The organism is Cellulosimicrobium protaetiae, from assembly GCF_009708005.2.
In the GTDB taxonomy this organism is placed as follows: domain Bacteria; phylum Actinomycetota; class Actinomycetes; order Actinomycetales; family Cellulomonadaceae; genus Cellulosimicrobium; species Cellulosimicrobium protaetiae.
Window position 1 is genome coordinate 1243930 of the sequence record NZ_CP052757.1, and the last position, 25988, is coordinate 1269917.

At 74.5% G+C, this 25988-nt stretch carries 22 protein-coding genes; 16 read left to right on the plus strand and 6 right to left on the minus strand.

Annotated elements, in window-relative coordinates; genetic code table 11:
* Positions 1-32 precede the first annotated feature (32 nt).
* The 3 genes from FIC82_RS05365 to FIC82_RS05375 are packed head-to-tail and all read left to right on the plus strand — an operon-like array spanning position 33 to position 1573.
* Positions 33-608, plus strand: coding sequence for a dihydrofolate reductase family protein (locus FIC82_RS05365; protein WP_154797845.1), 576 nt, complete (start codon positions 33-35; stop codon positions 606-608).
* On the plus strand, positions 601-828 hold the full coding sequence (locus FIC82_RS05370; RefSeq protein ID WP_154797846.1) for a hypothetical protein: 228 nt from the start codon (positions 601-603) through the stop codon (positions 826-828). The genes FIC82_RS05365 and FIC82_RS05370 overlap by 8 nt, the downstream gene beginning before the upstream one ends.
* A gap of 10 nt (positions 829-838) precedes the next feature.
* Positions 839-1573 carry a glutamine amidotransferase gene (locus FIC82_RS05375; RefSeq protein ID WP_154797847.1) on the plus strand — a complete coding sequence of 245 codons (735 nt, stop codon included), beginning with the start codon at positions 839-841 and terminating at the stop codon, positions 1571-1573.
* Positions 1574-1677: 104 nt separating this feature from the next.
* On the opposite strand, the gene FIC82_RS05380 is transcribed toward FIC82_RS05375, so the two are convergent.
* Positions 1678-2619, minus strand: coding sequence for a sulfite exporter TauE/SafE family protein (locus FIC82_RS05380; protein ID WP_168731512.1), 942 nt, complete (start codon positions 2617-2619; stop codon positions 1678-1680).
* Positions 2620-3073: 454 nt separating this feature from the next.
* On the minus strand, positions 3074-3532 hold the full coding sequence (locus tag FIC82_RS05385) for an RrF2 family transcriptional regulator (protein ID WP_154797849.1): 459 nt from the start codon (positions 3530-3532) through the stop codon (positions 3074-3076).
* A gap of 106 nt (positions 3533-3638) precedes the next feature.
* On the opposite strand from FIC82_RS05385, the gene FIC82_RS05390 reads away from it, so the two are divergent.
* Both FIC82_RS05390 and FIC82_RS05395 read left to right on the plus strand, forming a co-directional pair.
* On the plus strand, positions 3639-4439 hold the full coding sequence (locus tag FIC82_RS05390; protein ID WP_168731513.1) for an alpha/beta fold hydrolase: 801 nt from the start codon (positions 3639-3641) through the stop codon (positions 4437-4439).
* The gene (locus FIC82_RS05395) at positions 4439-6004 is read left to right on the plus strand and encodes a PP2C family protein-serine/threonine phosphatase (RefSeq protein ID WP_154797850.1); all 1566 of its coding nucleotides are present in this window, start codon (positions 4439-4441) and stop codon (positions 6002-6004) included. Before FIC82_RS05390 ends, FIC82_RS05395 begins: the two co-directional genes overlap by 1 nt.
* Here FIC82_RS05395 and FIC82_RS05400 read toward each other — a convergent pair.
* Positions 5978-6475, minus strand: a complete 498-nt coding sequence (locus FIC82_RS05400; protein ID WP_154797851.1) for an NUDIX hydrolase — start codon at positions 6473-6475, stop codon at positions 5978-5980. The two genes, FIC82_RS05395 and FIC82_RS05400, sit on opposite strands and share 27 nt — an antisense overlap.
* 406 nt (positions 6476-6881) lie before the next feature.
* Between FIC82_RS05400 and FIC82_RS05405 the strand changes: the two genes are divergently transcribed.
* The 5 genes from FIC82_RS05405 (at position 6882) to FIC82_RS05425 (ending at position 12519) form a co-directional block, all read left to right on the plus strand.
* Positions 6882-7964 carry a 3-deoxy-7-phosphoheptulonate synthase gene (locus FIC82_RS05405; RefSeq protein WP_154799863.1) on the plus strand — a complete coding sequence of 361 codons (1083 nt, stop codon included), beginning with the start codon at positions 6882-6884 and terminating at the stop codon, positions 7962-7964.
* Positions 7965-8127: 163 nt separating this feature from the next.
* Positions 8128-8700 carry an ECF RNA polymerase sigma factor SigK gene (sigK, locus tag FIC82_RS05410; RefSeq protein WP_168731514.1) on the plus strand — a complete coding sequence of 191 codons (573 nt, stop codon included), beginning with the start codon at positions 8128-8130 and terminating at the stop codon, positions 8698-8700.
* Positions 8693-9535 carry an anti-sigma factor gene (locus FIC82_RS05415; protein ID WP_154797852.1) on the plus strand — a complete coding sequence of 281 codons (843 nt, stop codon included), beginning with the start codon at positions 8693-8695 and terminating at the stop codon, positions 9533-9535. Before sigK ends, FIC82_RS05415 begins: the two co-directional genes overlap by 8 nt.
* A 133-nt stretch (positions 9536-9668) precedes the next feature.
* Positions 9669-10370 carry a fasciclin domain-containing protein gene (locus FIC82_RS05420; protein WP_154797853.1) on the plus strand — a complete coding sequence of 234 codons (702 nt, stop codon included), beginning with the start codon at positions 9669-9671 and terminating at the stop codon, positions 10368-10370.
* Positions 10371-10503: 133 nt separating this feature from the next.
* Positions 10504-12519 (plus strand): cytochrome c biogenesis protein DipZ, encoded by a 2016-nt coding sequence (locus FIC82_RS05425; RefSeq protein ID WP_154797854.1) that lies wholly within the window; start codon positions 10504-10506, stop codon positions 12517-12519.
* Positions 12520-12525: 6 nt separating this feature from the next.
* On the opposite strand, the gene FIC82_RS05430 is transcribed toward FIC82_RS05425, so the two are convergent.
* A complete protein-coding gene (locus FIC82_RS05430; protein ID WP_154797855.1) occupies positions 12526-14001 on the minus strand; it encodes a DUF4232 domain-containing protein in 1476 nt (491 codons plus the stop codon).
* 226 nt (positions 14002-14227) lie between these two features.
* On the opposite strand from FIC82_RS05430, the gene FIC82_RS05435 reads away from it, so the two are divergent.
* A complete protein-coding gene (locus tag FIC82_RS05435) occupies positions 14228-14968 on the plus strand; it encodes a DUF2625 family protein (RefSeq protein WP_154797856.1) in 741 nt (246 codons plus the stop codon).
* 4 nt (positions 14969-14972) lie between these two features.
* On the opposite strand, the gene sigJ is transcribed toward FIC82_RS05435, so the two are convergent.
* Positions 14973-15917 carry an RNA polymerase sigma factor SigJ gene (sigJ, locus tag FIC82_RS05440; protein WP_168731515.1) on the minus strand — a complete coding sequence of 315 codons (945 nt, stop codon included), beginning with the start codon at positions 15915-15917 and terminating at the stop codon, positions 14973-14975.
* Positions 15914-16672, minus strand: a complete 759-nt coding sequence (locus FIC82_RS05445; protein ID WP_216609991.1) for an SDR family oxidoreductase — start codon at positions 16670-16672, stop codon at positions 15914-15916. Before FIC82_RS05445 ends, sigJ begins: the two co-directional genes overlap by 4 nt.
* Positions 16673-16777: 105 nt before the next feature.
* Here FIC82_RS05445 and FIC82_RS05450 point away from each other — a divergent pair, with 105 nt between their 5' ends.
* From FIC82_RS05450 to FIC82_RS05470, 5 genes are all read left to right on the plus strand, one after another.
* The gene (locus FIC82_RS05450) at positions 16778-17500 is read left to right on the plus strand and encodes a GntR family transcriptional regulator (protein ID WP_168731516.1); all 723 of its coding nucleotides are present in this window, start codon (positions 16778-16780) and stop codon (positions 17498-17500) included.
* Positions 17501-17529: 29 nt separating this feature from the next.
* On the plus strand, positions 17530-19212 hold the full coding sequence (locus tag FIC82_RS05455; protein ID WP_154797858.1) for an MmgE/PrpD family protein: 1683 nt from the start codon (positions 17530-17532) through the stop codon (positions 19210-19212).
* The gene (prpB, locus tag FIC82_RS05460) at positions 19212-20129 is read left to right on the plus strand and encodes a methylisocitrate lyase (protein WP_154797859.1); all 918 of its coding nucleotides are present in this window, start codon (positions 19212-19214) and stop codon (positions 20127-20129) included. Before FIC82_RS05455 ends, prpB begins: the two co-directional genes overlap by 1 nt.
* Positions 20130-20205: 76 nt before the next feature.
* On the plus strand, positions 20206-21357 hold the full coding sequence (locus tag FIC82_RS05465) for a bifunctional 2-methylcitrate synthase/citrate synthase (protein WP_154797860.1): 1152 nt from the start codon (positions 20206-20208) through the stop codon (positions 21355-21357).
* A 179-nt stretch (positions 21358-21536) separates the two neighbouring features.
* The gene (locus tag FIC82_RS05470; protein ID WP_168731517.1) at positions 21537-25976 is read left to right on the plus strand and encodes a carboxypeptidase regulatory-like domain-containing protein; all 4440 of its coding nucleotides are present in this window, start codon (positions 21537-21539) and stop codon (positions 25974-25976) included.
* The last annotated feature ends 12 nt before the right edge of the window (positions 25977-25988 follow it).

Here is a 25988-nt window from a genome sequence, read left to right on the forward strand (position 1 = left end):
ATCCCGGATCGGCGGAATCCGAGGCTGGAGCCATGAGACGACTCACCTACTTCGTGGCCCTGTCCATCGACGGCTTCCTCTCCGGTCCGGACGACGAGGTCGACTTCTACCCGTCCTCCGACGCCTACAGCGCGCGCATGATCGACACGTTCCCGGACGTCCTGCCCACGCACGGGCGCCGCCAGCTCGGCGTCGACGACCACCCCAACCGGACGTTCGACACCGTCGTCATGGGTCGGCGCACCTACGAGCCGGCTCTCGCCCTGGGCATCACGAGCCCGTACGCGCACCTGCGGCAGTACGTCGTCTCGACGTCGCAGCCCGAGCTCGACCCGGCCGTGACGATCGTGCGGGACGACCCGGTCGCGCTCGTGCGCGTGCTCAAGGCGGAGGACTCCTCGCTCGACATCTACCTCGCGGGCGGCGGCGTCCTCGCGGGTGCGCTGCGCGACGAGATCGACCGGCTCGTCGTGAAGCTCTACCCGGTCGTGGCGGGCGCGGGGCGGAGCGCGTTCGGCGCGGCCGCGTTCCGGCCCACGACCTACGACCTCACCGACGTCGCCACGTTCGACGGCGGCAACGCCGTCCTCACGTACGACCGTGCCTGAGCGCGTCCCGACGCGCGTGCTCCGGCGCGGCGCCTCCGAGCTCACCGCCCGTGCGGTCGTGACGATCCGGCTCCTGCGGCCGCACTGCCGCCGTCGTGCGCGTCGTCGTCGTGCCGGTGCCGGGGCGGTCGCCGTCGGCGGCATCCTCGGCGGTATGCCGGACGAGCCGGAGCCGCCTCCCGGCGCCCACCACGGGGCGTGGCCGCGCGGTCGCGCCTAGCCTGACCGGCATGAGGCCGTTCTTGCTGCTCGCGTCGCGCGCGGAGGACGCGGCGGCAGACGGCGAGCACGCCGCCGTGCTCCGGTACTCCGGGCTGGGTCCGGAGGCGCTGCACCGGGTGCGCATGGAGAGCGGGCCGCTGCCGGCGATCGACCTCGACGCGTACTCGGGGGTGATCGTCGGGGGCAGCCCGTTCGACTCGTCCCTGCCCGAGGCGGACAAGTCCCCGGTGCAGCGCCGCGTCGAACGTGAGCTCGCGCCGCTCCTCGACGAGATCGTCGAGCGCGACGTCCCGTTCCTCGGGGCGTGCTACGGCGTCGGGACCCTCGGTCTCCACGAGGGCGCCGTCCTCGACGACACCTACGCGGAGCCCATCTCGCCCGTGACGATCCGGCTCACGCCCGAGGGCCGAGCGGACCCGCTCCTCGCCGACCTGCCCGACGCGTTCGAGGCGTACGTCGGGCACAAGGAGGCCGTGCGAGAGCTGCCGGCGCACGCGGTCCTGCTCGCGACGTCGGACGCCTGCCCGGTGCAGATGTTCCGCGTCAAGGAGAACCTCTACGCCACGCAGTTCCACCCCGAGCTGGACCTGGACGGGATCCTCACGCGCATCGGCGTGTACCGGGACTACGGGTACTTCGCGCCCGAGACGGCGGGCGAGGTAGAGGCGACCGTCCGCCGCGGCGACGTCCGGGCACCGCACCACATCCTCGCGGCGTTCGTCCGCCGGTACGCGCGCGACTGACGACCAGGCGATCGTCGTAGGTCGACCAGGCGGTCGCCGTCCGTCCTGCCGCGAGGACGGACCGCATCCGCCTGTTCGGCGCGGGTCGGGTCAGCGGGCCGGGGTCAGCGGGTGGGGGTGGGGGTGGGCGGCGCCGGCAGGGCCTCTGCGGTGGCCGGCGCGTTCTCTGCAGCGTCGAGCGCGACGGTGCGGCGGTGGGCGCGGACCGACCAGGCGACGGCCGCGGCCCACACGACGGCGACGAGCCCGAGCACGACGCCCTGGACCGCGCCGTTCGCGTCGACCCAGTCGGAGCGCAGCAGCGTGCGGACGTTGGTGAGGACGATGACGCCGCCGACGGCCGAGCCGAGGATGCGGGGCGGCAAGAGCCGCACGAGCCAGGCCGCGATGGGCGCCGCGACCAGGCCGCCGAGCAGCAGCGCGCCCACCCACAGCAGGTCGATCCCCTGCGAGCCGAGAGCGAACAGGAAGCCGAGCGACGCGGCGATCGCCACGAGGAACTCGCTCGTGTCGATCGAGCCGATGACCTTGCGCGGCTCGATGCGCCCCGACGCGAGCAGCGCCGGCGTCCCGACCGGCCCCCAGCCTCCGCCGCCCGTCGCGTCGACGAAGCCCGCGACCAGACCGAGCGGGGCGAGGAACCGCTTGCGCAGCGGCAGGCCCTGGCGCCCCTTCGGCAGCCCGACGAACGTGAACCGCGACAGCACGTACACGCCGAGCCCGAGGAGCAGCAGCGACATCACCGGCGCGGCGAGCTCCGTCGACAGGTTCGACAGGAACGTCGCCCCCGCGAACGCCCCGATCGCACCCGGGACCCCGATGCGCACGACGACCTTCCAGTCCACGTTCCCGAACCGCCAGTGCGCCGCACCGGACGCGAGGGTCGTCCCGATCTCCGCGAGGTGGATCGTCGCCGACGCCGCCGCGGGGTTCGTCCCGATCGCGAGCAGGAGCGTCGTCGACGTCACCCCGTACGCCATGCCGAGGCTGCCGTCGACGAGCTGCGCGCCGAGGCCCACGAGGGCCAGCAGGATGAGGGTGGGCACCGCGTCTCCTTGCTCGGATGGCCGGGGCGGCCCCGACGTGTCCTGACAAGGTTGACCGAACGAGTCCAGTATGTGAAGCGCCGACCACATCGTGGGCCACTGTTAACGGACCCGTGCCGGGTCGCTCGCTCCAACACCCCGTGGTGGGAGTGCGCTCGGTGCCCGCGTGGAGGTCGGATGGCCAGGTTCGGTGGCGCGCGGCGAAAGGTGAGAAGTGGCCCTCGCCGCCAGGGCCGAAGGGGCCACATCTCCCCTCTCGCGCCCCGACGGCGTCGTCCCCGACGCCGCGGGCGCCGAAAGGCCTGCGGCCGGTGAGTGCGTGAAATCACTCACGCACGGTCCGACCCCACCGCGGACCCGCCCACGCGGGCCGTAGCCCCGACCCCGACCGCGGACCGACCCCGACCGCGGACCCGACCACGACCACGACCGCAGGAGCGACGCGGTCAGCGGGTCAGGGGTTCTCCCAGGCGTCGGCGCGGGCGGCGAGGGCGTGGACGTCGTCGGGGAGGTCGCGGCGCACGACGTCGTCGATCGTCACGCGGTCGAGCACGTCGCGGACGCTCGCGCGCAGGGCGACCCAGACCTCGAGGAGCGCGGAGGCGGAGCCCTCGTACTCGAGGCTCGGGGGGCGTTCGTCGCGCACGGTGACGAGCGGTCCGTCGACGGCGCGGAAGACGTCGGCCAGGGTCACCTCGGTCGCGGGACGGGCGAGCCGGTGACCGCCGGAGCGGCCGCGGACGCTCGCGACGATGCCGGCCCGACGCAGGTCGCCCAGGATCCGCTCGAGGAAGCTCACGGGCAGGCCCTGCCCTGCCGCGAGGTCCTCGGCCCGCACCGGGTCGCCGTGGGGGGACGCCGCGAGCTCGGCGCACGCCCGCACGGCATAGTCGGCCTTCGCGGAGACACGCATGAGGACATTGTGCCGTGCGCCGTCGCCCGCCCGGGCCGACGACGGGAGCGATCTCACCCGCGCGCTCCCTGCTCATGGCGACGCGATCCCCCCTACGCTGTCACCCGTGGACGTGCGTGAACGCAACAACGTGCGGGTCCTGGGGGTGCCCGACGGCCCGACCATGGTCTTCGCGCACGGCTTCGGCTGCGACCAGTCGATGTGGCGCTTCGTCGCGCCGGTGTTCGCGACGGACCACCGGGTCGTGCTCTTCGACCACTCGGGGTGCGGTGGGTCCCACCCGTCGTCGTACGACCTCGTGCGGCACGCCGAGATGGGCGGCTACGTCGCCGACGTGGTCGAGGTCCTGGAGGACGTGGCGCGGGGCCCCGTGATCCTCGTCGGACACTCGGTGAGCGCCGTGATCGCCCTCCTCGTGGCGGCGGAACGTCCGGATCTCGTCGACCGCCTGGTGCTCGTGTGCCCGAGCCCCCGGTACGTCGACGACGTCGGGTACCGCGGCGGGTTCACGGCGGAGGAGATCGACGAGCTCCTGGAGACGATGGACGCGAACTACCTCGACTGGACCCGGGCGATGGCGCCGGTCATCGCGGGCAACCCCGACCGGCCGTTCCTGGGTGACGAGCTCGCGGCGGTGTTCCGCCGCAACGACCCGGCGGTCGCGCGTCGGTTCGCGCGTGTCACGTTCCTGGGTGACAACCGGGCGGACCTCGCGCGGGTGCGCACGCCGAGCCTCGTCGTGCAGAGCAGGGAGGACGTGATCGCGCCGCCCGAGGTGGGGCGGTACGTGCACGAGCACCTCCCGGGCAGCGAGCTCACCGTCATCGACTCCGTCGGGCACTGCCCGAACCTGTCCCACCCGACGCTCGTGGTGCGGGCGATGCGTGACTGGCTCCGGTGCCCCTGATGGCGACGTCGCGGGGCGAACGCTGGGTGCTCGCACCTGTCGCGCTCCTGCTCCTCGACGAGGAGGCGCGCCTGCTCGACGCGAACGACGAGTTCCTCCGTCTGCTCGACGTGCCGGACGTCGAGGCGGTCGCCGGGCGTCGGCTCGCCGACCTGCTCACGGTGGGGGGCCGGATCTACTGGGAGACCCACGTGGGTCCCCGCCTGCACGTCGAGGGCCGTGTCGACGAGGTCGCGGTCGAGCTGCGGACGCCGGGTGGCCGCGAGCCGGTGCTGCTCACGGCGATCGAGCGCGAGGTCCGGGGTGAGCGGGTCGTGGAGGTCGCGCTGTTCGGTGCGCGCGAGCGGTCCCGCTTCGAGCACGAGCTGGTGGGGGCGCGGCGCGCGGCGGAGGAGGCGGAACGGCGGGTGCGCCTGCTCCACGGGGTCGCCGCGGACCTGGCGAGCGTCGCCGGTCTCGACGGCGTCGCGTGGGTCCTGCTGCGTGCCGCGGTGACGATGCTCGGTGCGGGCGACGCCGCCCTGTGGACGGCGCAGGAGGGCGGGCCGCTCCGGCGGTGGGGCGCGGCCGCGTCGGTCGCCGCCCCGACGGTCGACGAGCTCGCGGAGGCGGGGGTGCGTGACGACGGGACGGTCGTCGTGCCGCTGCGGACGGCGGGCGCGCTCCTCGGCGTCCTCGCCCTGGTCCCGCGCCGGGCGGCCGGGTCGGACCCGGTCGACCTCGGCACGGCCGCTGCGGCGGGGCAGCTCGCCGCGCTCGCGCTGGCGCGGGCGACGACGCACGAGCAGAGCGTGTCGGTCGCGACCGAGCTGCAGGGGGCGATGCTGTCCGACGGGATCGTCGCCGACCCCCAGGTGGAGATCGCCGCCTGCTACCGCCCGGGTGTCCACGACCTGCAGGTCGGCGGCGACTGGTACGACACGTTCCGCGTCGCCCCGGACGTCGTCGCGCTCTCGGTCGGCGACGTCGTGGGCCGCGGGCTGAAGGCCGCGACGTCGATGGGGCAGCTCCGGACGGCCGTGCGCGCGGCGTCGGACACGGGGCTGCCGCCCGAGGAGGTGGTCTCGAGGCTCGACCGGTTCGTCGACCGGACCGGGACGGGGTTCATGGCGAGCCTCGTGTACGGGGAGCTGGACCTGCGCGACGGCGTCCTGCGCTACACGTGCGCGGGCCACCTCCCGCCGCTGCTCGTGCGTGCCGACGGGTCGGCGGCCTACCTGTGGGAGGCGCGGTCGACCCCGCTCGGGGTCCGGGGCGCGTCGTCGCGCGTCGCCGAGGCCGTGGCACTCGACCCGGGCGACCTGCTGCTCCTGTTCACCGACGGTGTCGTCGAGCGTCGGGACCGCCCGCTCGCGCTCGCGCTCGACGAGCTCGCGGAGCTGGTCACGAACGCGATCGAGGCGGGGATGGCGGGCGAGGACCTGCTCGAAGCGGTCGTGTCCCGGGCCCCGGACGACGACGACGCGTGCCTGCTCGCGGTGCGCTGGCTCGGCGCGGGGCCTGCCGCGACGACGCGGGACGGGTCGGCGGACGTCCGGTCAGCGGACGAAGAAGGGTCCCGCTGAGGGGTCGGCGAGCCGGCCGAGAGCGTGGCCGAGACGCTCGACGGTGGACCGCGCGAGGTCGTCCGGGAGGTCGTCCGGGGCGAACCAGGCGACGGCGAGCGACTCGTCGTCCGCGACGTGCGCGGCCGCGGCCGCCTCGGGTGACACGGGGCGGCACAGGAACGCGAGGTCGAGGTACTGCGAGCGGTCTCCGTTCGGGTACTCCACGGGTTCCGTGACCGTGACGGCGACGAGCGTGTCGACGACGACCTCCACCCCCGTCTCCTCGAGCACCTCCCGTGCGAGCCCGACCGCCGGGTCCTCGCCGGGCTCGAGGATCCCGCTGATCACGGCCCACTGCCCGGTGTCCGCGCGCTGCCCGAGCAGGAGCCGGCCGTCGTCGTCGACCACGACGCCGGAGACGCCCGGCATCCACAGGAGGTCGGTCCCGACACGGGAGCGGAGGGCGGCGACGAACGCGGGGATCGGCATACCCCGAGCGTAGGTGCCGGACGACGTCGCACCCCGACGGCCGGCCCGTCGCCCGGGTGGGTCCGCCCACGCCCTGAGACGCCCGGTCCGCCCCTCGGAGCCCCTGTGCTACGGTCGCGTCGTGACTTCTCAGTGGTATTGGCGCTTTACGCAGGCTCCCGGTGGGGCCGTGCGGGCGTTCGCCTGACCACAGATCACCACCCGGAGCCAGCACAGGGCCTTGGACGCGGACCGCGTCCGGGCCCTTCGTCGTGAGACGGGCCGCTCCGGGACCACGGGCGGCAGCAGGCCGGTGGAGCGCCGCTGGGCATCCCGACTCACGGCGGTCCCAGACCCCCGCCGCACAGACCAGGAGCCTCCCGTGACCAGCACGACCACCCAGCCCGAGACGAGTACCGTCGACCCAATGGACAGCCCCGAGCTCCAGGCGCGCACGAGCGACCTGCGGGTCCGCGCGCTCGACGCCCTCCCCGCCCCGCGCGCGATGCTCGCCGACCTGCCGCTCGGCGCGACCCGCAGCGACCTCGTGACGACCTCGCGACGCGAGGTCCGCGACGTCCTCACGGGCGACGACGACCGCCTCCTCGTGATCGTCGGCCCGTGCTCGGTGCACGACCCGGAGGCCGCGCTCGAGTACGCGGGCCGCCTGGCCGCCGTCGCGCACGAGCTCGCCGACGACCTGCTGGTCGTCATGCGCGTCTACTTCGAGAAGCCGCGCACCACGGTCGGGTGGAAGGGCCTCATCAACGACCCGCACCTCGACGGGTCGCACGACGTCCACCACGGTCTGCGCCTCGCGCGCGAGGTGCTGCTCGGCGTGCTCGACGCGGGCGTCCCGGCCGCGTGCGAGTTCCTCGAGCCGACGAGCCCGCAGTACATCGCCGACGCCGTCTCGTGGGGCGCGATCGGCGCGCGCAACGCCGAGTCGCAGGTGCACCGCCAGCTCGCGTCGGGCCTGTCGATGCCGATCGGGTTCAAGAACGCGACGGACGGCGACGTGCAGATCGCGGTCGACGGCTGCGTCACCGCGGCGAGCGAGCACACCTTCTTCGGCATGGACTCGCTCGGCCGCGCCGCCGCCGTCGAGACCGCGGGCAACCCGGACTGCCACGTCATCCTGCGCGGCGGTCGCTCCGGCCCCAACTACGGGGCCGACGACGTCGCGGCGGCGCTCGCGGTGGCTCGTACCTCGGGCCTGGGCGGGGTCACGGAGCACGGCCTCGTCGTCGACGCGTCGCACGGGAACTCGGGCAAGAGCCACGTGCGCCAGGCCGAGGTCGTGCGTGAGCTGTCGGCGCGGCTCGCCGAGGGCGAGCAGGGGATCACCGGGCTCATGATGGAGAGCTTCCTCGTGGCCGGCGCGCAGAAGCCCGCGCCGAGCGGCCTCGTGTACGGCCAGTCGGTCACCGACGCGTGCATCGACTGGGACACGACGGCCGACCTCCTGCGCGAGCTCGCCGCCGCGGTCCGCACCCGTCGCGCGCTCTGACCGGTACCGGCGGGACGGTGACCCATCCGTCCGCGCGTCGGCGCCGAACCCAGGGTGTCCCGGACGGACCGGGACGGCGCCGGCGACGGGAGCTCAGGTGCCGAGAGTCGTGGTCGACGCGCCGCAGCGCGTGCGGGAGGCGCCGGTGCTGCACACTGACCGGGTGCCACCTCCAGTGACGACGAACCCGGCGGTCGACGCCGCCCTCACGGCGTGCGCCGACGGTGACCCGGCCACGTTCGCACCCGTCTACGACGCGCTCGCGCCGGTCGCGTACGGCACGTGCCTGGGTGTCCTCCGGGATCCGGACCACGCGGCGGAGGTCGTGCAGGAGGTGATGGTCGAGGTGTGGCAGACGGCGGGGCGCTACGACGCGACGCGCGGTTCGGCGCGCACGTGGGTCGCCACGCTCGCGCGGCGGCGCGCGGTGGACCGCGTGCGGGCGGAGCAGGCGCGCCGCGACCGCGACCAGCGCGACGTGGACGCCTCGACGGCCGCGGCACCGCGGGACGTGGTGGTGGAGGACGTCGAGCGACGTCTCGAGGGCGCGGCCGTCCGGCGCTGCCTGGACTCGCTCACGGCGACGCAGCGGGAGGCGGTCGTGCAGGCGTACTACGGCGGGCTCACCTACCGGGAGGTCGCGGAGCGGCTCGACGCGGCCCTGCCGACCGTGAAGTCCCGCATCCGGGACGGGCTCCTGCGGCTCCGCGACTGCCTGGGGGTGCGTCATGGCTGACCCGACCACGCCCCGCGGCGACGGCGCGGACGACCGACCGGACGTCCGCGACCTGCTGCCCGCCTACGCGCTCGACGCGGTGGACGACGGCGAGCGGCACGCCGTCGAGCGCCTGCTCGCGACCGACCCCGACGCACGTCGCGAGCTCGACGAGTACCGCGACGTCGTGGCGGCGTTCGCGGTCGAGAGCGCCCCGCCGCCCGCGCTGCGCGACGCCGTGCTGGCCCGGGTGGCCGCGTCCGCCGGTGCGGGTGGCGCTCCGGGCGCGGTGACGGGCGAGCGGTCGGACGCCGGGTCGGACGCGGAGCCCGGGACCGGGGCGGAGACGTCCGCCGGGGAGAGCACGGGGGGCGGCGTCGTCGTCGACCTCGCGGCCGCGCGCCGCACACGCCGACGGCGCTGGACGGGGCTCGCGGCGGCGGTGGCCGCGGCGGTGGCGGTGGCCGTCCCGACGACGGTGGCGGTCCGCGCGACGCAGGAGCAGTCGCGCTTGCAGGAGCAGGCCGACGCGATCGCGCAGATGCTCGCCGACCCCGACGCGACGATCCTGCACGGCGAGGTCGCTGGTGGTGGGCAGGCGTCCGTGCTCGCCGCGGGCGACGACATGTACTTCCGTGCGTCCGACCTCCCGGACGCTGGGACCGACCACGACTACCAGCTCTGGGTGGTCGAGGCCGACGGCGCCGTCGTCTCGGCGGGCGTCCTCGACGTCCGGGACGGCAGGACGTCGCGGCTCGTCCAGGACGAGCCGGGCGTCGGCATGGCCGTGACGGTCGAGCCGGCGGGTGGCTCGGAGCAGCCCACGGCGGACCCGGTGGTCGCGCTCGTCGGCTGAGCGTCCGGGCCCCGGAGGGGACGGGACGCGCGCGAGAAGCTCGTGCGGATCCCGACCCATCCACCCGGGGCGGCGCTCCGAACCCTCGGTATGACGCCCCGCACCGGCGGGGCGACGACCCGAGGAGAGACCGATGAACGTTCGCACCCGTACGTCGTACGCCGTCGCCGGCATCGCCACGCTCGCCGTGCTCGGCCTGTCCGCGTGCAGCTCCGACACGGAGACGGGGGCCGACTCGACGACGGTCGACCCGCAGACCGAGGACACCATGTCCGACGACTCGACGACCGACGACATGGCCGACGACTCGGCCGAGGGCTCCGACGACATGGCGGACCCCGCAGCGAACCTCGTGGGCCCGGGCTGCGCGGCCTACGCGGAGCAGGTCCCCGACGGCGCCGGCTCGATCACGGGCATGTCGACCGATCCCGTCGCCGTCGCGGCCTCCAACAACCCGATGCTGACGACCCTCACCGCGGCCGTGTCGGGCGAGCTGAACCCCGACGTGAACCTCGTCGACACGCTCAACGGCGACGAGTTCACCGTGTTCGCGCCGGTGGACGACGCGTTCGCGAAGATCGACGCCGCGACGCTCGAGTCGCTCAAGACGGACTCCGACACGCTGACGAAGATCCTCACGTACCACGTGGTGCCCGGCCAGCTCACGCCCGACCAGGTCGTCGGCGAGCAGACCACCGTCGAGGGCGGCACGGTCGAGGTCACCGGCTCGGGCGACGAGCTCATGGTGAACGACGCGGCCGTCGTCTGCGGTGGCGTGATGACGCAGAACGCGACCGTGTACCTCGTCGACTCGGTGCTCATGCCGACCATGTGACCCCCCGGCGCGTCCAGGAGCGGGCGCGCGGTGGACTCGCGAGAGCGCGTCCTGACGGCCCCGACCGGACGGTCGGGGCCGTCGTCGTGCGCCCGGGACCCATCCGGGACGGCTGCCGGTCCGAACCCCGGGCATGGAGACGCTCATCGTCATCGGCCTGCTCGGGGGACTCATCACGGGGATCTCGCCGTGCATCCTGCCGATGCTGCCCGTCATCTTCTTCGCGGGCGGCGTGCAGGGTGCGCGCACGGGAGACACGCCGTCGGCCGCCGCGGAGCCCGGGGCGGGCGGCGTCTCGCCGTCCCTGTTCGCGGGCGTCCCGGACGCGGTCCGCGTCGGCGGTCGCCCCGCCCTGGGACTGCGGGGCCGGGGTGGCCCGGGCGGCGCCCAGGAGGCCGCCGGGGCGCGGGAGGTCACGGCGCGGCCGACGCGCGGCGGGGCCCTCGCGCTCGACCTGTCGACGCAGGACGAGCCACAGGCCGCCGCCCCGGCCGACGGGGGGACCGGGCGCCGCGCGTCCCGGCGCGCCGCGCACCCGGCGGGTCGCTCGTGGCGCCCCTACCTCGTCATCGCGGGCCTGGTCCTCAGCTTCAGCGTCTTCACGCTGCTCGGCTCGCTCGTGCTCACCGCGCTCGGGCTGCCGCAGGACCTGCTGCGCTGGGCGGGGATCGTGCTGCTCGTCGTGATCGGCGTGGGGATGATCGTGCCGCGCGTCGAGGAGGTCCTGGAACGACCCTTCCGGCGGATCGCGGCGCTCGGGGCGCGACGCGGCGCCGCCCGCCAGGACCGCGGGGCGTTCGTGCTCGGCCTCGGCCTCGGCGTGCTGTACGTGCCGTGCGCCGGGCCCGTCCTCGCGGCGATCACCGTGGCGGGGGCGACGGGGAACATCGGACCGGGGACCGTCGCGCTCACGGTGTCGTTCGCGGTCGGGGCGGCGATCCCGCTGCTGGTCTTCGCGCTCGCGGGGCGGCGCGTCGCGGAGCGGGTGCGCGGCTTCCAGCGGCACACGCGCGGCATCCGCGTGACGGGCGGCGTCGTGATGATCGCGCTCGCGGGCGCGCTCGCGCTCAACCTCCCGGCTGCGCTGCAGCGGGCCCTGCCCGACTACACGGGCGCGCTCCAGCAGCGGGTCGACGAGAACGAGTCCGTGCGCGAGGCGCTCGACCTCGGCGGTCTCGTCACCGACGAGAACCGCGAGCTGTCGAACTGCTCGAACGGCGCGCCCGTGCTGGAGGACTGCGGCACCGCCCCGGAGCTGCGCGGCATCGACACGTGGCTCAACACTCCCGGCGGCGAGGCGCTGACGCTCGAGGGTCTGCGCGGGAAGGTCGTGCTCGTCGACTTCTGGACCTACTCGTGCATCAACTGCCAGCGGGCGATCCCGCACGTCGACGCCTGGTACGACCGGTACCGCGACGTCGGCGACGGCTTCGAGGTGATCGGGGTCCACACGCCCGAGTTCGCGTTCGAGAGGGAGACGCGCAACGTCGTCGCGGGCGCGCGGGACCTCGGCGTCACCTACCCCGTCGCCCAGGACAACTCCTACGCGACGTGGACCGCCTACCGGAACCGCTACTGGCCCGCGCAGTACCTCGTCGACGCCGACGGGACCGTGCGCCACATCCGGTTCGGCGAGGGCGGGTACGAGGACACCGAGCGCCTCGTCCGCGAGCTCCTGGAAGACGCGAACCCCGGCGTCGAGCTGCCCGAACCCACGACGGTCGGCGACACGACGCCGCAGGACGAGACGACGCCGGAGACCTACTTCTCCATCAAGCGCGTCGTCAACTACGCCGGCGAGCCGCGCTACACCGCGGGGCAGCAGGACTTCACGCTCGCCGTCGAGCAGCGGCAGGACACGTTCTCGCTCGGTGGCGTGTGGGACGTCGACTTCCAGGGCGCGACCGCCGTGTCCGACGACGCGCGCGTGCGCCTCGCGTACCGCTCGACCGACGTCTTCGCGGTGCTCGGCGGCGAGGGCACCGTCACGGCCCGCGTCACGACGGACGGGCGGACCACGACCCGCGAGATCGACGTGTCCGGGAGCCCGACGCTCTACCCCGTGCTGGAGGGTGATCGCGCGACCGAGGGCCTCGTCGAGCTCGACGTCCCGCCCGGCGTCCAGGTGTTCACCGCGACGTTCGGCTGACGCGGGTCAGCTCGCGAGCTCCCGCGAGGGTGCCCACGACCCGATCGTCGCGGTCCCGCCGCCGAGCAGGTCGAGCCCGTCCCCGACGCCGGGGATCCCGGCGAGCCCGACCACGGACTCGAGATCGCCCGGGTGCGGGGCCACGAGCAGCGTCGTGACGAGCGGCGGGTCGTCGGCCGTCGACCCGCCGCGCCACGAGAGCGCGGCCCAGGCGGTGGCGCCCGGTGCGAGCGTGAGCGGGGCGAGGCCGTCGTCGTCGGGCTCGAGGAGCACGTCCGTCTCCGCGCCGTCGTCGGCGACGAAGCGGACCGCGGGGGCGCCCGCGAGGACGCACTCCGCGGTGCCGTCGTTGCGGGCCGTGACGGTGAGGAACCGTCGACCTGCCGCGGCGTCGAAGCCCGCGGCCCCGAGCGCGAGGTCGCCGGGCGCGCACGCGCCCGCGGGGCGAGCCCCGGCCGTCGGCGCGACCCCCGCGACGAACCCGGAGCGCGTCGCGGACGCGCCGCCGTCCGTCGAGCCGTGGACCTGGTACGCGAGCACCGGGCCCGGGTAGGTCGCAGCGTCGAGGACGCGCGCGACCACGGCCGCTTCGCCCGAGGTGACCACCGTGAGCAGAGGGTCCTGCGGGAACGTGTCGCGGACGGCGTCGTGCACGACCTGCGTCACGCCCGGCTCCGCCGCGACGTCGGCCAGGAGCGTGAGCAGGGCGTCGTCCGGGACGGTCAGCCCGTCGCCGTCGTAGGTGCCGACGCCGGATCCGTCGACCCCGAGGCTCGTCAGCCCGCGGCCCTCGGCGCGCACGAGCGCGGCGACCTCGACGAGGTCGCCGGCGGAGCGGACGTCGACCGAGGCAGACCCCGGGGACAGGAACACGCGTCGCACGGGGTCGTGGGCGACGAGGCGCACCGCGTCGGCGACGGCGTCGGCCCCGAGGAGGTCCGGACGCGGCTCCCCGGTGACCGGGTCGACGCCGCGGGCGGCGGCCGCTCCTGGACCGTGCTCGACGGCGAGCGTCCCGCCGCCGACGCCCGTGCCCTCGACCCGGAGCGACCACGCGCCACCGCCGGGCACGGCCGCGAGGATCGCGCTCGCGTCCGTGGCAGTGTGCTGCGCGACCTCGGGGGACGGGAGCGGGGTGACGAGCGTGATCTCGGCGGACGTGCCTACCCGACCGTTCGTCTGCACGTCCTCGACGCCAGGCAGGGCGAGCAGGAGCGCGACCATGTCCTCCGTCCCGTGCTCAGGGTCGCCGGGCTCGGGCGGCGTCGCCGTCGAACGGTCCGGCGGCGACGACCGGATCCCGGACGGGTCCGCGACGGCGGAGTCGAGGATCGTCGGCGCGAGAAGTGCGGCGACGACGGCGAGGCCCACGCCGGCGACCGACGCGACGACGGCGACCGTGCTCCGCGGGACCCTGCGCGCGCTCGCGGGTCGAGGCCCGTCGGTGCCGTCCGCCGTCGGTACGGTTCGCTCGTCGTCCACGGCCGAGACGCTACCCACGCGGATGCCACGGGGTGACCGCGCCGACGTGGTCTGCGCGGGCTCGCCGCCGAGTCTTCACACCCGTCCCGGTGGCGACCGGGACGACCGGTGGGCGGTCGTGCGCAGGAGCCCTTCCGAATCGGTCTTTCGGCCCATCGGGGGACCTGCCGGGCGCCGCCGTATAGCAGGACTCCTGGATACCGGCAACATCTGGCATGATCCGGCCATGACAGTGAGGACGGCAGCGGAGCTGGCGGCGGTCGACGACCCCGCCTGGCCGACGCTCTCCCGCATGCTCGGGCGCGGTGGCGTGGAGGTCGTGCCGCCCCCTGCGTGGTCGCTCGAAGTCCTGTTTCGGCTCCAGGTCACCGTCCGCTCCACGCTCGGTGCGCTCGCGCTCCACACGGGTGGGGTCGTCGTCGACGGCGGGTGGTTGCGGATCATCGGCGGGGGCGGCGCCGGGCTGCCCGACCTCGCGACCGTCAACGGCCTCGGCGAGCCGGGGGACGACAGCGTCGCGCCGTCGGTCCTGGTCGTCGCGTACGACGTGCTCGGCGGCACGTTCGCGATCAACGGCGGCGGCCTCCCGGGCCAGCTCGGCAACGTCAACTACTTCGCGCCCGACGCGCTCACGTGGGTCGACCTCGGGTTCGGCCAGGCCGCGTTCCTCGAGTGGGCGGTGAGCGGCGGGACGACGGAGTTCTACGCCTCCGTCCGGTGGCCCGGCTGGTACGACGAGGTCGGGACCGTCCGGCTCGACGAGGGCCTGAGCCTCTACCCACCGCTGTGGTCGGAGGAGGGGCGCGACGTCGCGCGGTCGTCGCGCACGCCCGTCCCGCTCGGCGAGCTCGTGGACTGGCACTTCGAGATGGCCGAGCGCATGACGCCGGTCGACGACTACGTGCGCGACACCGACGAGCACCTCGACGGCTACGGCGCATGGCCCGCCGAGGACTACCGGCCGTAGCCCGTCAGGGCCACCACGGGCCGGGATCGTCGAGCAGCCCCGGCGGCACGGTGGTGAGCTTGTCGGGGTTCCGCACGATGTCGAGCGCCACGACGCGGCCGTCGGCGAGCGTGAACGCCAGGACCGTGAGCACCCCCGAGCCGTCCACGAGCGCGAGCCCGGGACTGCCGTTGACGTCGACCGCCCCCGCGCCGCGCGGCCGGTTGCGGAGGTAGGAGAGCAGGACCTCCCCGACGCTCTGCGCCCCCTGGACCGGGTGCCGCAGCGCGCGGACCTTGCCGCCGCCGTCGCCCCGGAGCGTCACGTCGGGGTCGAGCAGGCCGAGCAGCGTCGGCAGGTCGTCGCCCGCGCACGCCGCGACGAACGCCTCGACGACGCGCTCCTGCTCGGCGCGCGACGTCCGACCGCGCGGGCGTCCCGCCTCGACGTCCTGACGGGCGCGCGACGCGAGCTGGCGCACCGCCGCGGGGGAGCGCCCGACGACGTCGCCCACCTCCTCGAACGGCAGCCCGAAGACGTCGTGCAGGACGAACGCGACACGCTGCGCGGGGGAGAGCCGCTCGAGCACGAGGAGCAGCGCCATGCTCACCTCCTCGTCGAGCGTGGCGCGGTCGGCGGGGTCGGCGGCGTCCCGCGCGGTCGCGGCGGACGACGCGACCGGTGACCGCGCGCCGGGTGCCGTGACGACGGGCTCGGGCAGCCACGTCCCGACGTAGCGCTCGCGCCGCACGCGCGCGCTGCCGAGCACGTCGAGCGCGAGGCGCCCGACCGTCGTCGTGAGCCACGCCGCGAGGTTGCGGATCGACGCCGGGTCCTGCGTGCGCAGGCGTAGCCATGCGTCCTGCACGCAGTCCTCGGCGTCCGACCAGGACCCGGTCGTCGCGTAGGCGAGGCGCAGGAGGCGCGGGCGCTCGGCCTCGAAGGCGTGCGCGAGGTCGTCGGTGCTCACCGTGCGGCCGTCTCCGGGGTGCGCTGCGCGGCGAGCCAGTCGGTGAAGGTCGTCGTACCCCGTGCGTCGGGGTGCGGGTCGGTGAGGCCGCCCGCGCGCAGGGCTCGCCCGATCTTCCCGGGCAGCGGGACCCGGACGGGGAGAGCCCGCGAGCCGGTCGCCGCACGCCAGGCGCGCGCCGCGTCCCGCAGGTCGAGCACCTCGGGCCCCGCGACGGTCGTGGTCGAGCGGAGCGGCTCGCGCTCCGCGGCGTCGGCGACGGCCGAGGCCGCGTCCCGCGCCGCGACGGGCTGGACCGGCGCGCGCAGCAGCGGCACGACGCCGCGCCGCGCGGCCCCGGCGAGCGTCCCGGCGACGAACTCGTGGAACTGGGTCACCGCGACGACCGTCCACGGGACGTCGCCGGCGGCGACCGCCCGCTCCTGCTCGACCTTCACCCCGTAGTAGGCCATCGGGACATCGTGGCACCCCACGATCGAGACGAGCACGTGGTGGCGCACCCCGGCGTCGTGCTCGGCAGCGAGCAGCCGCCGCGTCCCGTCGACGAGCGTGGCGCGCGCGTCCTTCGTGGACGACGACGCGTTGCTCGCGTCGACGACGACGTCGACCCCGGCGAGCGCGGCCGGGAGCCCCGCGCCCGTCGTGAGGTCGACGGGGTACCGCTCCGCCCGCCTGCTCAGTGCGCGCACCTCGTGCCCGCGCGCGGCCAGCGCCGCGACGACGTGCCGGCCGATCGTCCCTGTCCCACCTGTCACTGCGATCTTCATACCCGTACGACGCCGCAGCGTCCCGGGATGTGACATGACCACCCGCGGGAGTAGTTGTATACAAGTGCGCAGTGTGTGTGGCACGATGGCCGGGTGACGACGACGCCCGACCTGCGCGCCGCCGTCGGGCAGGCCACGACGGCCCCCGGCGACGCGGGCCTCGCGCGCCGCCAGTCCGGTGCCCGCGCGGTCTACGACCTCCTGCGTGGCCGGATCATCGACGGCTCGCTCGCGCCCGACGCCCGCGTCACCGAGCCCGTGCTGTCCGCCGAGCTCGGCGTCTCCCGGACCCCGGTGCGCGAGGCGCTGCGCCTGCTCCAGGCGGAGGCGCTCGTCGTCGAGCTGCCGACCGGGGGAGTGCGCGTCGCGCCGCTCGACGTCGCGGACGCCCGGCGCGTCTACGACGTCCGCGCTCGGCTCGAAGGCCTGCTCGCCCGGGACGCGTGCGAGCGCGCCACGCCCGACGACGTCGCCCGCATCGTCCGCCTCGTGACCCTCATGGACGCGGTGCGGGACCACGAGGACGAGGTGCTGCGCGTCGGCGCACAGTTCCACGGCGAGATCGAGGCGCTCGCCGACAACCGCTGGGGGTCGGCGCTCCTGCGCCAGATCCGCGGCCACGTCGACCGGTACCGCGCGCTCGCCGCACGCCGCCGCGTCGGCACCACCGACCACGTCGACGAGCACCGCGCGGTCGCCGACGCGATCGCGAGCCGCGACGCCGACGCCGCCGAGGCCGCGATGCGTGCCCACATCGAGCGCAGCGCGGCCCTCGCGGAGCAGTCCCTGCGCGCTCACGACCCCGACGCTCCCTGACCACCGCCCACCGCACGACGGAGACACCGATGCCGTACACCCACCACCTGCGCGTCTACCCCAGCGCGGAGCCGCTCGACCGCACCGACCAGCTCGCGTGGAAGCTCGCCGAGCTCGCGACGGACCCGGTCGAGGTCACGCCCGAGGTCGTCGACATGGTGATCAACCGCGTCATCGACAACGCGGCCGTCGCCGCGGCGAGCCTCGTGCGCGGCCCCGCGGTCGCCGCGCGCGGCCAGGCGCTCGCGCACCCGTACACGCCGGGCGCGACGGTGTTCGGCTGCGGCCTCGACACCCGCACGAGCCCCGAGTGGGCGGCGTGGGCGAACGGCGTCGCGGTGCGCGAGCTCGACTTCCACGACACGTTCCTCGCCGCCGAGTACTCCCACCCGGGGGACAACATCCCGCCGATCCTCGCCGTCGCGCAGCACGTCGGGTCCGACGGCGCCGCGGTCGTGCGGGCGATCGCGACCGGCTACGAGATCCAGGTCGACCTCGTGCGCGCGATCAGCCTGCACCGGCACAAGATCGACCACGTCGCGCACCTCGGGCCGTCGGCCGCCGCGGGCATCGGGACGCTGCTCGGCCTCGGCACCGAGACGGTGTTCCAGGCGATCGGCCAGGCCCTGCACACGACGACGGCCACGCGCCAGTCCCGCAAGGGCCAGATCTCCACGTGGAAGGCGCACGCCCCGGCGTTCGCGGGCAAGGTCGCGGTCGAGGCCGTCGACCGGGCGATGCGCGGCCAGACGTCGCCCGAGCCGATCTACGAGGGCGAGGACGGCGTCGTCGCGTGGCTGCTCGACGGTCCGGACGCGGCGTACGACGTCGTGCTCCCCGCCCCCGGCGAGCCGAAGACCGCGATCCTCGACACGTACACCAAGGAGCACTCGGCGGAGTACCAGTCGCAGGCGCTCATCGACCTCGCCCGGGCGCTGCACGACGAGCACCCCTGGCTCGCCGACCCCGACAACGTGACGAGCGTCGTCATCCACACGAGCCACCACACGCACTACGTGATCGGCTCGGGCGCCAACGACCCGCAGAAGTACGACCCCACCGCGTCGCGCGAGACGCTCGACCACTCGATCCCGTACATCTTCGCGGTCGCGCTCCAGGACGGCGGCTGGCACCACGTCGACTCCTACACGCCCGAGCGCGCGGGTCGACCCGACACGGTCGCGCTGTGGGCCAAGGTCACGACGGCCGAGGACCCGGAGTGGACGCGCCGCTACCACTCGACCGATCCGGCCGAGAAGGCGTTCGGAGGTCGCGTCGAGATCGAGCTGGCCGACGGCGGCCGCCTCGTCCGCGAGATCGCCGTCGCCGACGCGCACCCGCTCGGCGCGCGGCCGTTCGGCCGCGAGCAGTACGTGAAGAAGTTCCGCACGCTCGCGGCGGGGGTCCTCGAGGACGCCGAGATCGAGCGGTTCCTCGACCTCGCGCAGCGGCTCCCGTCGCTCACGCCCGCCGAGGTGCGCGAGCTGACGATCGTCGGCCGCCCGGGGCTGCTCGACTCGGTGCCCACGCCGACCGGGCTCTTCGAGCTCGGGCGACCCGACGCCGCGATGCCCGCCGAGTTCGAGGGCGAGGGCTTCACCATGCACGAGGCGCCCGACGCCGCGGCGCAGCCCGGCGGACCGGGTGGCACGACGTCGTCGGGCGACCCCGCGCCGTCGGGCACCGCGACGACCGGGGGAGAGGTGCGCTGATGCTGTACAGCCAGGTGACGCCGTCGGACAAGCGGCGCGCGTTCCGCGCGGCGCTCGACGCCGCGGCGACCACGGGGGAGCCGCTGCGGCTCCCGGGCGCGTTCAACCCGCTGTCCGCGCGCCTGATCCAGGACAAGGGCTTCGAGGGCGTGTACGTGTCGGGGGCCGTGCTGTCGGCGGACCTCGGGCTGCCCGACATCGGCCTCACGACGCTCACCGAGGTCGCGGGGCGCTCGCAGCAGATCGCACGCGTCACCGACCTGCCCGCGCTCGTCGACGCCGACACCGGGTTCGGCGAGCCGATGAACGTCGCGCGCACCGTCCAGGCGCTCGAGGACGCGGGCGTCGCGGGCGCGCACGTCGAGGACCAGGTCAACCCCAAGCGGTGCGGCCACCTCGACGGCAAGGAGGTCGTCGGGCTCGACGAGGCCGCCAAGCGGGTCCGTGCGGCCGCCGACGCACGGCGCGACCCCGGATTCCTGATCATGGCGCGCACCGACGTCCGGGGCACGATCCCCGGCGACGCCGGGCTGCGCGCCGCGATCGACCGCGCGAAGGCACTGGTGGACGCGGGCGCCGACGCCATCTTCCCCGAGGCCATGAAGGACCTCTCGGAGTTCGAGGCCGTCGCGTCCGCCGTCGACGTGCCCGTGCTCGCCAACATGACCGAGTTCGGCAAGTCCGAGCTCTTCACGCGCCGCCAGCTCGGCGACGCGGGCGTCCGGCTGATCATCTATCCCGTCACGCTTCTGCGGGTCGCGATGGGCGCCGCCGAGCGCGCGCTCGACGAGATCGCCGAGACCGGCACCCAGGCGGGGCAGGTCGAGGGCATGCAGACGCGCGCCCGCCTGTACGAGCTCCTCGACTACGCCGCCTACAACACGTTCGACGAGGGCATCTTCACGTACCGGCCCTGACGACCCGGTGCCGCGCGCCCGTGGGGCCGCGGCACCGGCAATTCCCGCGACCCGTGCAGCACGAAGGAGTGACCGCATGACCACCTCCCCGACCACCACCGAGGGGCCCGAGATCCGCAAGGGGCTCGCGGGCGTCGTCGTCGACGTCACGGCGATCTCCAAGGTCAACCCCGACACGAACTCGCTGCTCTACCGCGGCTACCCGGTCCAGGACCTCGCCGCGCGCCGCAGCTTCGAGGAGGTCGCGTACCTCCTGTGGCACGGCGAGCTCCCCACGCCCGAGCAGCTCGCCGAGCAGATCGCCGTCGAGCGCGCGCACCGGGCCCTGCCAGGCAACGTGCGCAACGCGATCCTCGAGCTCCCGACGACGTGCCACCCCATGGACGTCGTCCGCACCGCGATCTCGCAGCTCGGCGCGCACGACCCGGACGCCGAGGACTCCTCGCCCGAGGCCGAGCAGTCCAAGGCCGTCCGCCTGTGGGCCGTGCTGCCCGCAGCCGTCGCGCTCGACCAGCGTCGTCGTCGGGGCCAGCAGATCGTCGAGCCGCGCGACGACCTCACCTACGCCGAGAACTTCCTGTGGATGACGTTCGGCGAGGAGCCCGAGCCCGCCGTCGTGCGGGCCTTCGAGGTGTCGATGGTGCTCTACGCCGAGCACTCGTTCAACGCCTCGACGTTCACCGCGCGCGTCATCACGTCGACGCTGTCCGACCTGCACTCCGCGGTGACCGGCGCCGTGGGAGCGCTCAAGGGCCCGCTCCACGGCGGCGCGAACGAGGCCGTCATGGCGACGTTCGCCGAGATCGGCACGGCCGACCGCGCCGCGGCGTGGCTCGACGACGCGCTCGCGCACAAGCGCAAGATCATGGGCTTCGGGCACCGCGTCTACAAGCACGGCGACTCGCGCGTCCCCACCATGCGCGCGACGCTCGACGACCTCGTCGCGCACTACGGCCGCCAGGACCTCCTCGACCTCTACGTCGCGCTCGAGGTCGCGATGACCGAGCGCAAGAACATCCTCCCCAACCTCGACTACCCGGCGGGCCCCGCGTACCACCTCATGGGCTTCGACACCCCGATGTTCACCCCGCTGTTCGTCGCGTCGCGCGTGGTGGGCTGGACGGCGCACGTCATGGAGCAGCGCGCCGCCAATGCCCTCATCCGCCCGCTCAGCGAGTACGTCGGCCCGCACCAGCGCGACCTCCCCTGCCCCCCCGCGTCGGCGTGATCGGGCGGTGCGCCGCGGCCAGCGGGTGAAATTCGAGGTCCAGACGCCGTGGGGAGCGCACGCGCCCCTAGGCTTCCCCTGCCGGGGGCAGGCTCACAGGTGCGGATCGCAGATCGCGCACGTCGTCGCCGTGTCCCCGGGGAGGGTCCGTGAAGCAGCGTCCTGGATCAGTGCCGATCGTGGAGGCATCGAGAGCCCGCCCGCGGCGTTCCCCACGACGGGCATGGGCGGCCACGATCGCCGCGGCCCTCTCGTTCTCGCTCCTCGGTGGTGTCCCGGCGCAGGCCGGCACGACCGGGACGGGGAGTCCCTCCACGATCACCGCGGCGGCGTCGGTGCCGGTCGAGGTGCCGTCGCCGAGCGAGGGGGCGGTGCGTCACGAGACGACGGCACGCGCCCGTGCCGTGGCCGAGGTTCCCGCCCCGACCGGTGCCGGGACGAGCGCCGAGGGGTCGAGCAGCCTCGCCGTGACGAGCGTGCTCGTCACGGGGACCGTGCTCGACGGCGCGGCAGGCACGCCCCTGGCGGGGGTGCCGATCCGCGTGAGCGAGGACGGATTCGGTGACGGGGCGGGCACTGGTGCCGCAGACGGGCCGTCGACCACCACGGGTGCCGACGGCCGGTTCTCGCTCAGCGTCACGACGGACCTGTTCTTCGCCGTGGTCGTCGACCCTGTGGCCGACTTCGTCGGGGGCGCGGTGCGCGAGGACGGCACGGTCTCGTGGAACATGTGGGACGCCCTGTGGATCGACCCGGCGAACGGGGGGATCGTCGACCTCGGCTCCGTCGTGCTGACGCGGGGGACCGAGATCGGCGGGGTTTTCAGCACCCCGTCGTTCGACGGCTCGGCCCGCGCGGGCGTCTCCATCGCCTCCCCGGACGGCGAGGCGCGCTGGATCGACGCACCGCTCGTCGACGGGCACGGTTCCTGGACGGCGCGGGTCGTGCCGGGTACCTACACCGTGACGGTGCAGTCGCCCGACCTCGGTGTCGAGACGACGTTCGACGTCGTGGTCGGCGCCGCCGCTCAGACGGCCCTGGACGTCGAGCTCGCCGTGACCGCCCGCACGATCGCCGGGACCGTCCGGGGGACGGGCGGCGTGCCGGCGCCCGGCGTCGACGTGTGGCTCTCACCGGTCGACCCCGGCGGTGGCCCGTACCTCGGGCGAGGCACCCGCACCACGACCGACGGGTCGTACGTCCTCGGGAACGTGGAGCCCGGTGCCTACCGCGTCCAGTTCAGCTCGGTCGGCACGCCGGCGGTCTTCTGGGACGGTCGGTCTTCATGGGAGGACGCGGACATCCTCGTCGTGACGGAGCGGGAGACGACTGTCACCGGTATCGACGCGACGACCGTCGCGGGCGGCACGATCTCCGGTCGGGCGCTGGACAGGACGGGCGCTCCCCTGGTCAACGCTCAGGTGGAGCTCTACCGGGACGGCGCGCTCGCCACGATCACGTCGACGAGGGAAGACGGGACCTACACGGCCGAACCACTGGCCCCGGGGTTCTACACGGTCGCGCTGGTGCAGTGGCGCCCGAACGGCACGAGCCTCACGCAGTACTACGACGGTGTCGCCGACCCTGACGCCGCCACGGTCGTGGAGGTCACGGAGGGCGCCACCGTCGGAGCGATCGACTTCGTGGCCCTCGCTGGCGGGGTCATCGCTGGCACCGTCACGCTCGCGGGTGGCGAGCCGGTCGAGGGGGCGCGGGTCGAGGTCTACGCGGCGAGCGACCAGTACATGGTGCTCGCCAGCACCGAGACCGGGGCCGACGGCAGCTACGAGCTCTCCGGTCTCGCGACGCAGAACTACGCCGTCCGTGTCAGCCAGGGGAGCGCGGGAGTGGTACCGCGGTGGTTCGGCGAGGACGGCACGCGTGAGGGCGCGACAGCGATCGCCCTGGCGGAGGGCGAGACGGTCGAGGTGGACGTCGTCGTCGAGAGGGGAGGGGCGATCCGGGGAACCGTGACCTTCCCCTCGGGCGCGACGGAGCCGGCCTGGGTCAACGCCCTGAGCCTGGACGGGTCGATCATGGACATGGGAGTCTCGGTCGCCGTGTACCCCCCGACGGACGGCAGCATGGCGTCCTGGGAGGCGACCGGGCTGACCGCGGGTCCGTGGCAGGTGTCCGTCCAGTACGACGGCAGGTTCGTCTACTATCCGGACGCGCCGAGCTGGGAGGACGCCGTGCCCGTCGAGGTGACGGTCGGGACGACCGTCGACGGGATCGACTTCGACCTGGTGGGCGACTCCGACATCTCGGGGACGATCCTCGATCACGCCGGAGCACCGGCGGTGGGGGCCGACGTGTACGTCGGGACGATCACCGAATGGGGCTTCTCGGTCGTGGGGTCGACGAGGACGGGGACCGACGGCTCCTTCGCGCTGGGCGACGTGGCGCCGGGGGACTACGTGCTCCGCGTCTACGCGGCGTCCCAGGGCTTGGCGGAGCGCTTGCTCGAGAGGGACGTCACCGTCGGTGAGCAGCCGGTCCACGTCGACCTCCGGACGGAGCCCGGGCTCGAGGTCAGCGGGGTCGTCCGTGACGCGACGACGGGGGCGGCGCTTCCGTACGCCGAGGTCACGCTGAGCGCCGACTATCCGGAGAGCGCCCAGCACGCGATCTCCGACGCGTTCGGGCGGTTCGTCCTGAGGTCCCCGACCTCGGGGGCGCACAGTCTGGTCGCCGTCAGCGAGCACTATGTCCGGTCGGAGACGACGATCGACGTCCTCGAGAGCGGTACGACGAGCGTCGACCTGATCCTCGCCACGGGTACGACGGTGCGCGGGCGGGTCGTCGCCGCGAACAACGGTCTGCCGCTCTCCGGCGTGACGATCGGGCTGCAGCGGCCCGACGGCACGCAGGTCGGGTGGGGCTACACCGCGCCGGACGGGAGGTACACCATCGACGGCGTCGCCGCCGGTGACTACCTCGTGGAGTTCCGGAACGACAACGGTCTGTACGTGTCCCAGTGGTACGACCAGGCGGCCGAGCGGTCGGCGGCGAGCGTCGTGCCGGTCGGCACGACAGCGGTCGCCGGCGTGGACGCGAGGCTGACGCTCGGGGCCGTCGTCTCCGGCGTGGCGCTCGACCAGACCGGTGCCCCGGTCGCGTACGCCCGGGTCGGTCTCGTCCCGTGGCCGGTCGCTGAGGCCACGGCCCGGAGCGCCGCCGGTGCTCTCGCGGACGGTGCCTGGGACTTCTCGGTCCAGACGTGGACGAACGAGCTCGGCCAGTACACCCTCCCGGCGGTCGAGCCGGGGCGGTACGCGCTCTACGTGTACGTCGACGGGGAGGGCACCACCTGGTACGACGGCCAGGCGGAGCTCGTCGCCGCGGACCCGATCCAGCTGTCCGCGGGCAACGCTCCCCGGACGAACCTGACGCTCCGTGCCCGCGGCGAGGGTGAGGAGCCCCGCACGCCCGAGCAGTCCGTCTCGTCCGAGCTCGCCGTGGTCGTGCAGCCGGCCGACGTGAGCGTCGTCGAGGGCGACTTCGCCGAGCTTTCCGCGCACGCCTCCGGACCCCGCCCGCCCGCGGTGCAGTGGCAGGTGCGACGAGGTGCCGACTGGGTCGACGTCGACGGGGCCCAGGCCACGTCGCTCCAGGTGTCCACCTCCGGCTCGGAAGGTGACTACGCCGACGGGGACGAGTTCCGGGCGGTCTTCACCCTGGACGACGCTCGCGTCGTCTCGGAGGTCGCCCGGTTGTCCGTCACCCCGCGACCAGAGGCGCCCGCACGCGTCGAGGGGGTCGCGACCCGCGAGGTCGGCGCCACCCGGGCGACGGTCACCTGGGAAGCTCCCAGCGGGAACGGCGCGGTCACGGGGTACGTCGTCCGGCTGTACGCGGGGGACACGACGACCCCGGTGCGGGTCTCGCACACCCCCGCGGTCACCGAGCTGCTCCTGTCCGGCCTCGCTCCGGAGACGGAGTACCGGGTGAGTGTCGCGGCCTCGAACGCAGCGGGTACGGGAGACGAGTCGGAGGCCGCGTCGTTCGTCACCTCGAAGGCACCGACTCCCGCACCGGCGCCCCCCACCGCGGTGAAGGCGGTTGCCGGGGACGGTCGTGCGACCGTCACCTGGACGGCGCCCGGCGGCGTGCCGGTCGCCTCGTACCGGGTGGTCGCGGCACCGGGCGGGCACTCCGCCACGACGAACGGTGCGACCTCGGCCGAGGTCACCGGGCTCAGCAACGGGACGGCCTACACGTTCACCGTCGTCGCCGTCGGCGCCGACGGCCAGGAGTCCCCGCCGTCGACCAAGAGTGCGGCCGTGACCCCCGGAGCGCCCGCCCCGGATCCCGGCACGGTGTCGCGGTGGCGTGGTGCGGACCGGTATGCGACGTCGGCGGCGATCTCGGCGCAGATGTTCGATCCGGGTGTGGAGACGGTGTTCGTCGCCAGTGGTCTGCAGTTCCCGGATGCGTTGTCGGGTGCTCCGGCTGCGGGGGTTGCTGGTGGGCCGGTGCTGCTGGTCGCTCCGGGGCAGGTTCCGGCGGCGGTGGCGAGCGAGCTGGAGCGTCTGGACCCGAAGGACGTGGTGGTGCTGGGTGGGTCGGGTGCGGTGAGCGATGCCGTGCTGGCGCAGCTGGAGCAGTACGTCGGGTGAACGAGGTCGAGC

What these genes read in the sequence shown, in the direction of transcription:
- FIC82_RS05365 (WP_154797845.1), top strand. Translation starts at nt 33, where the DNA reads ATGAGACGACTCACCTACTTCGTGGCCCTGTCCATCGACGGCTTCCTC.
- FIC82_RS05375 (WP_154797847.1), top strand. Translation starts at nt 839, where the DNA reads ATGAGGCCGTTCTTGCTGCTCGCGTCGCGCGCGGAGGACGCGGCGGCA.
- FIC82_RS05385 (WP_154797849.1), bottom strand. Translation starts at nt 3,532, where the DNA reads ATGCGTGTCTCCGCGAAGGCCGACTATGCCGTGCGGGCGTGCGCCGAG.
- FIC82_RS05395 (WP_154797850.1), top strand. Translation starts at nt 4,439, where the DNA reads ATGGCGACGTCGCGGGGCGAACGCTGGGTGCTCGCACCTGTCGCGCTC.
- FIC82_RS05400 (WP_154797851.1), bottom strand. Translation starts at nt 6,475, where the DNA reads ATGCCGATCCCCGCGTTCGTCGCCGCCCTCCGCTCCCGTGTCGGGACC.
- FIC82_RS05405 (WP_154799863.1), top strand. Translation starts at nt 6,882, where the DNA reads ATGGACAGCCCCGAGCTCCAGGCGCGCACGAGCGACCTGCGGGTCCGC.
- FIC82_RS05415 (WP_154797852.1), top strand. Translation starts at nt 8,693, where the DNA reads ATGGCTGACCCGACCACGCCCCGCGGCGACGGCGCGGACGACCGACCG.
- FIC82_RS05420 (WP_154797853.1), top strand. Translation starts at nt 9,669, where the DNA reads ATGAACGTTCGCACCCGTACGTCGTACGCCGTCGCCGGCATCGCCACG.
- FIC82_RS05425 (WP_154797854.1), top strand. Translation starts at nt 10,504, where the DNA reads ATGGAGACGCTCATCGTCATCGGCCTGCTCGGGGGACTCATCACGGGG.
- FIC82_RS05435 (WP_154797856.1), top strand. Translation starts at nt 14,228, where the DNA reads ATGACAGTGAGGACGGCAGCGGAGCTGGCGGCGGTCGACGACCCCGCC.
- FIC82_RS05455 (WP_154797858.1), top strand. Translation starts at nt 17,530, where the DNA reads ATGCCGTACACCCACCACCTGCGCGTCTACCCCAGCGCGGAGCCGCTC.
- prpB (WP_154797859.1), top strand. Translation starts at nt 19,212, where the DNA reads ATGCTGTACAGCCAGGTGACGCCGTCGGACAAGCGGCGCGCGTTCCGC.
- FIC82_RS05465 (WP_154797860.1), top strand. Translation starts at nt 20,206, where the DNA reads ATGACCACCTCCCCGACCACCACCGAGGGGCCCGAGATCCGCAAGGGG.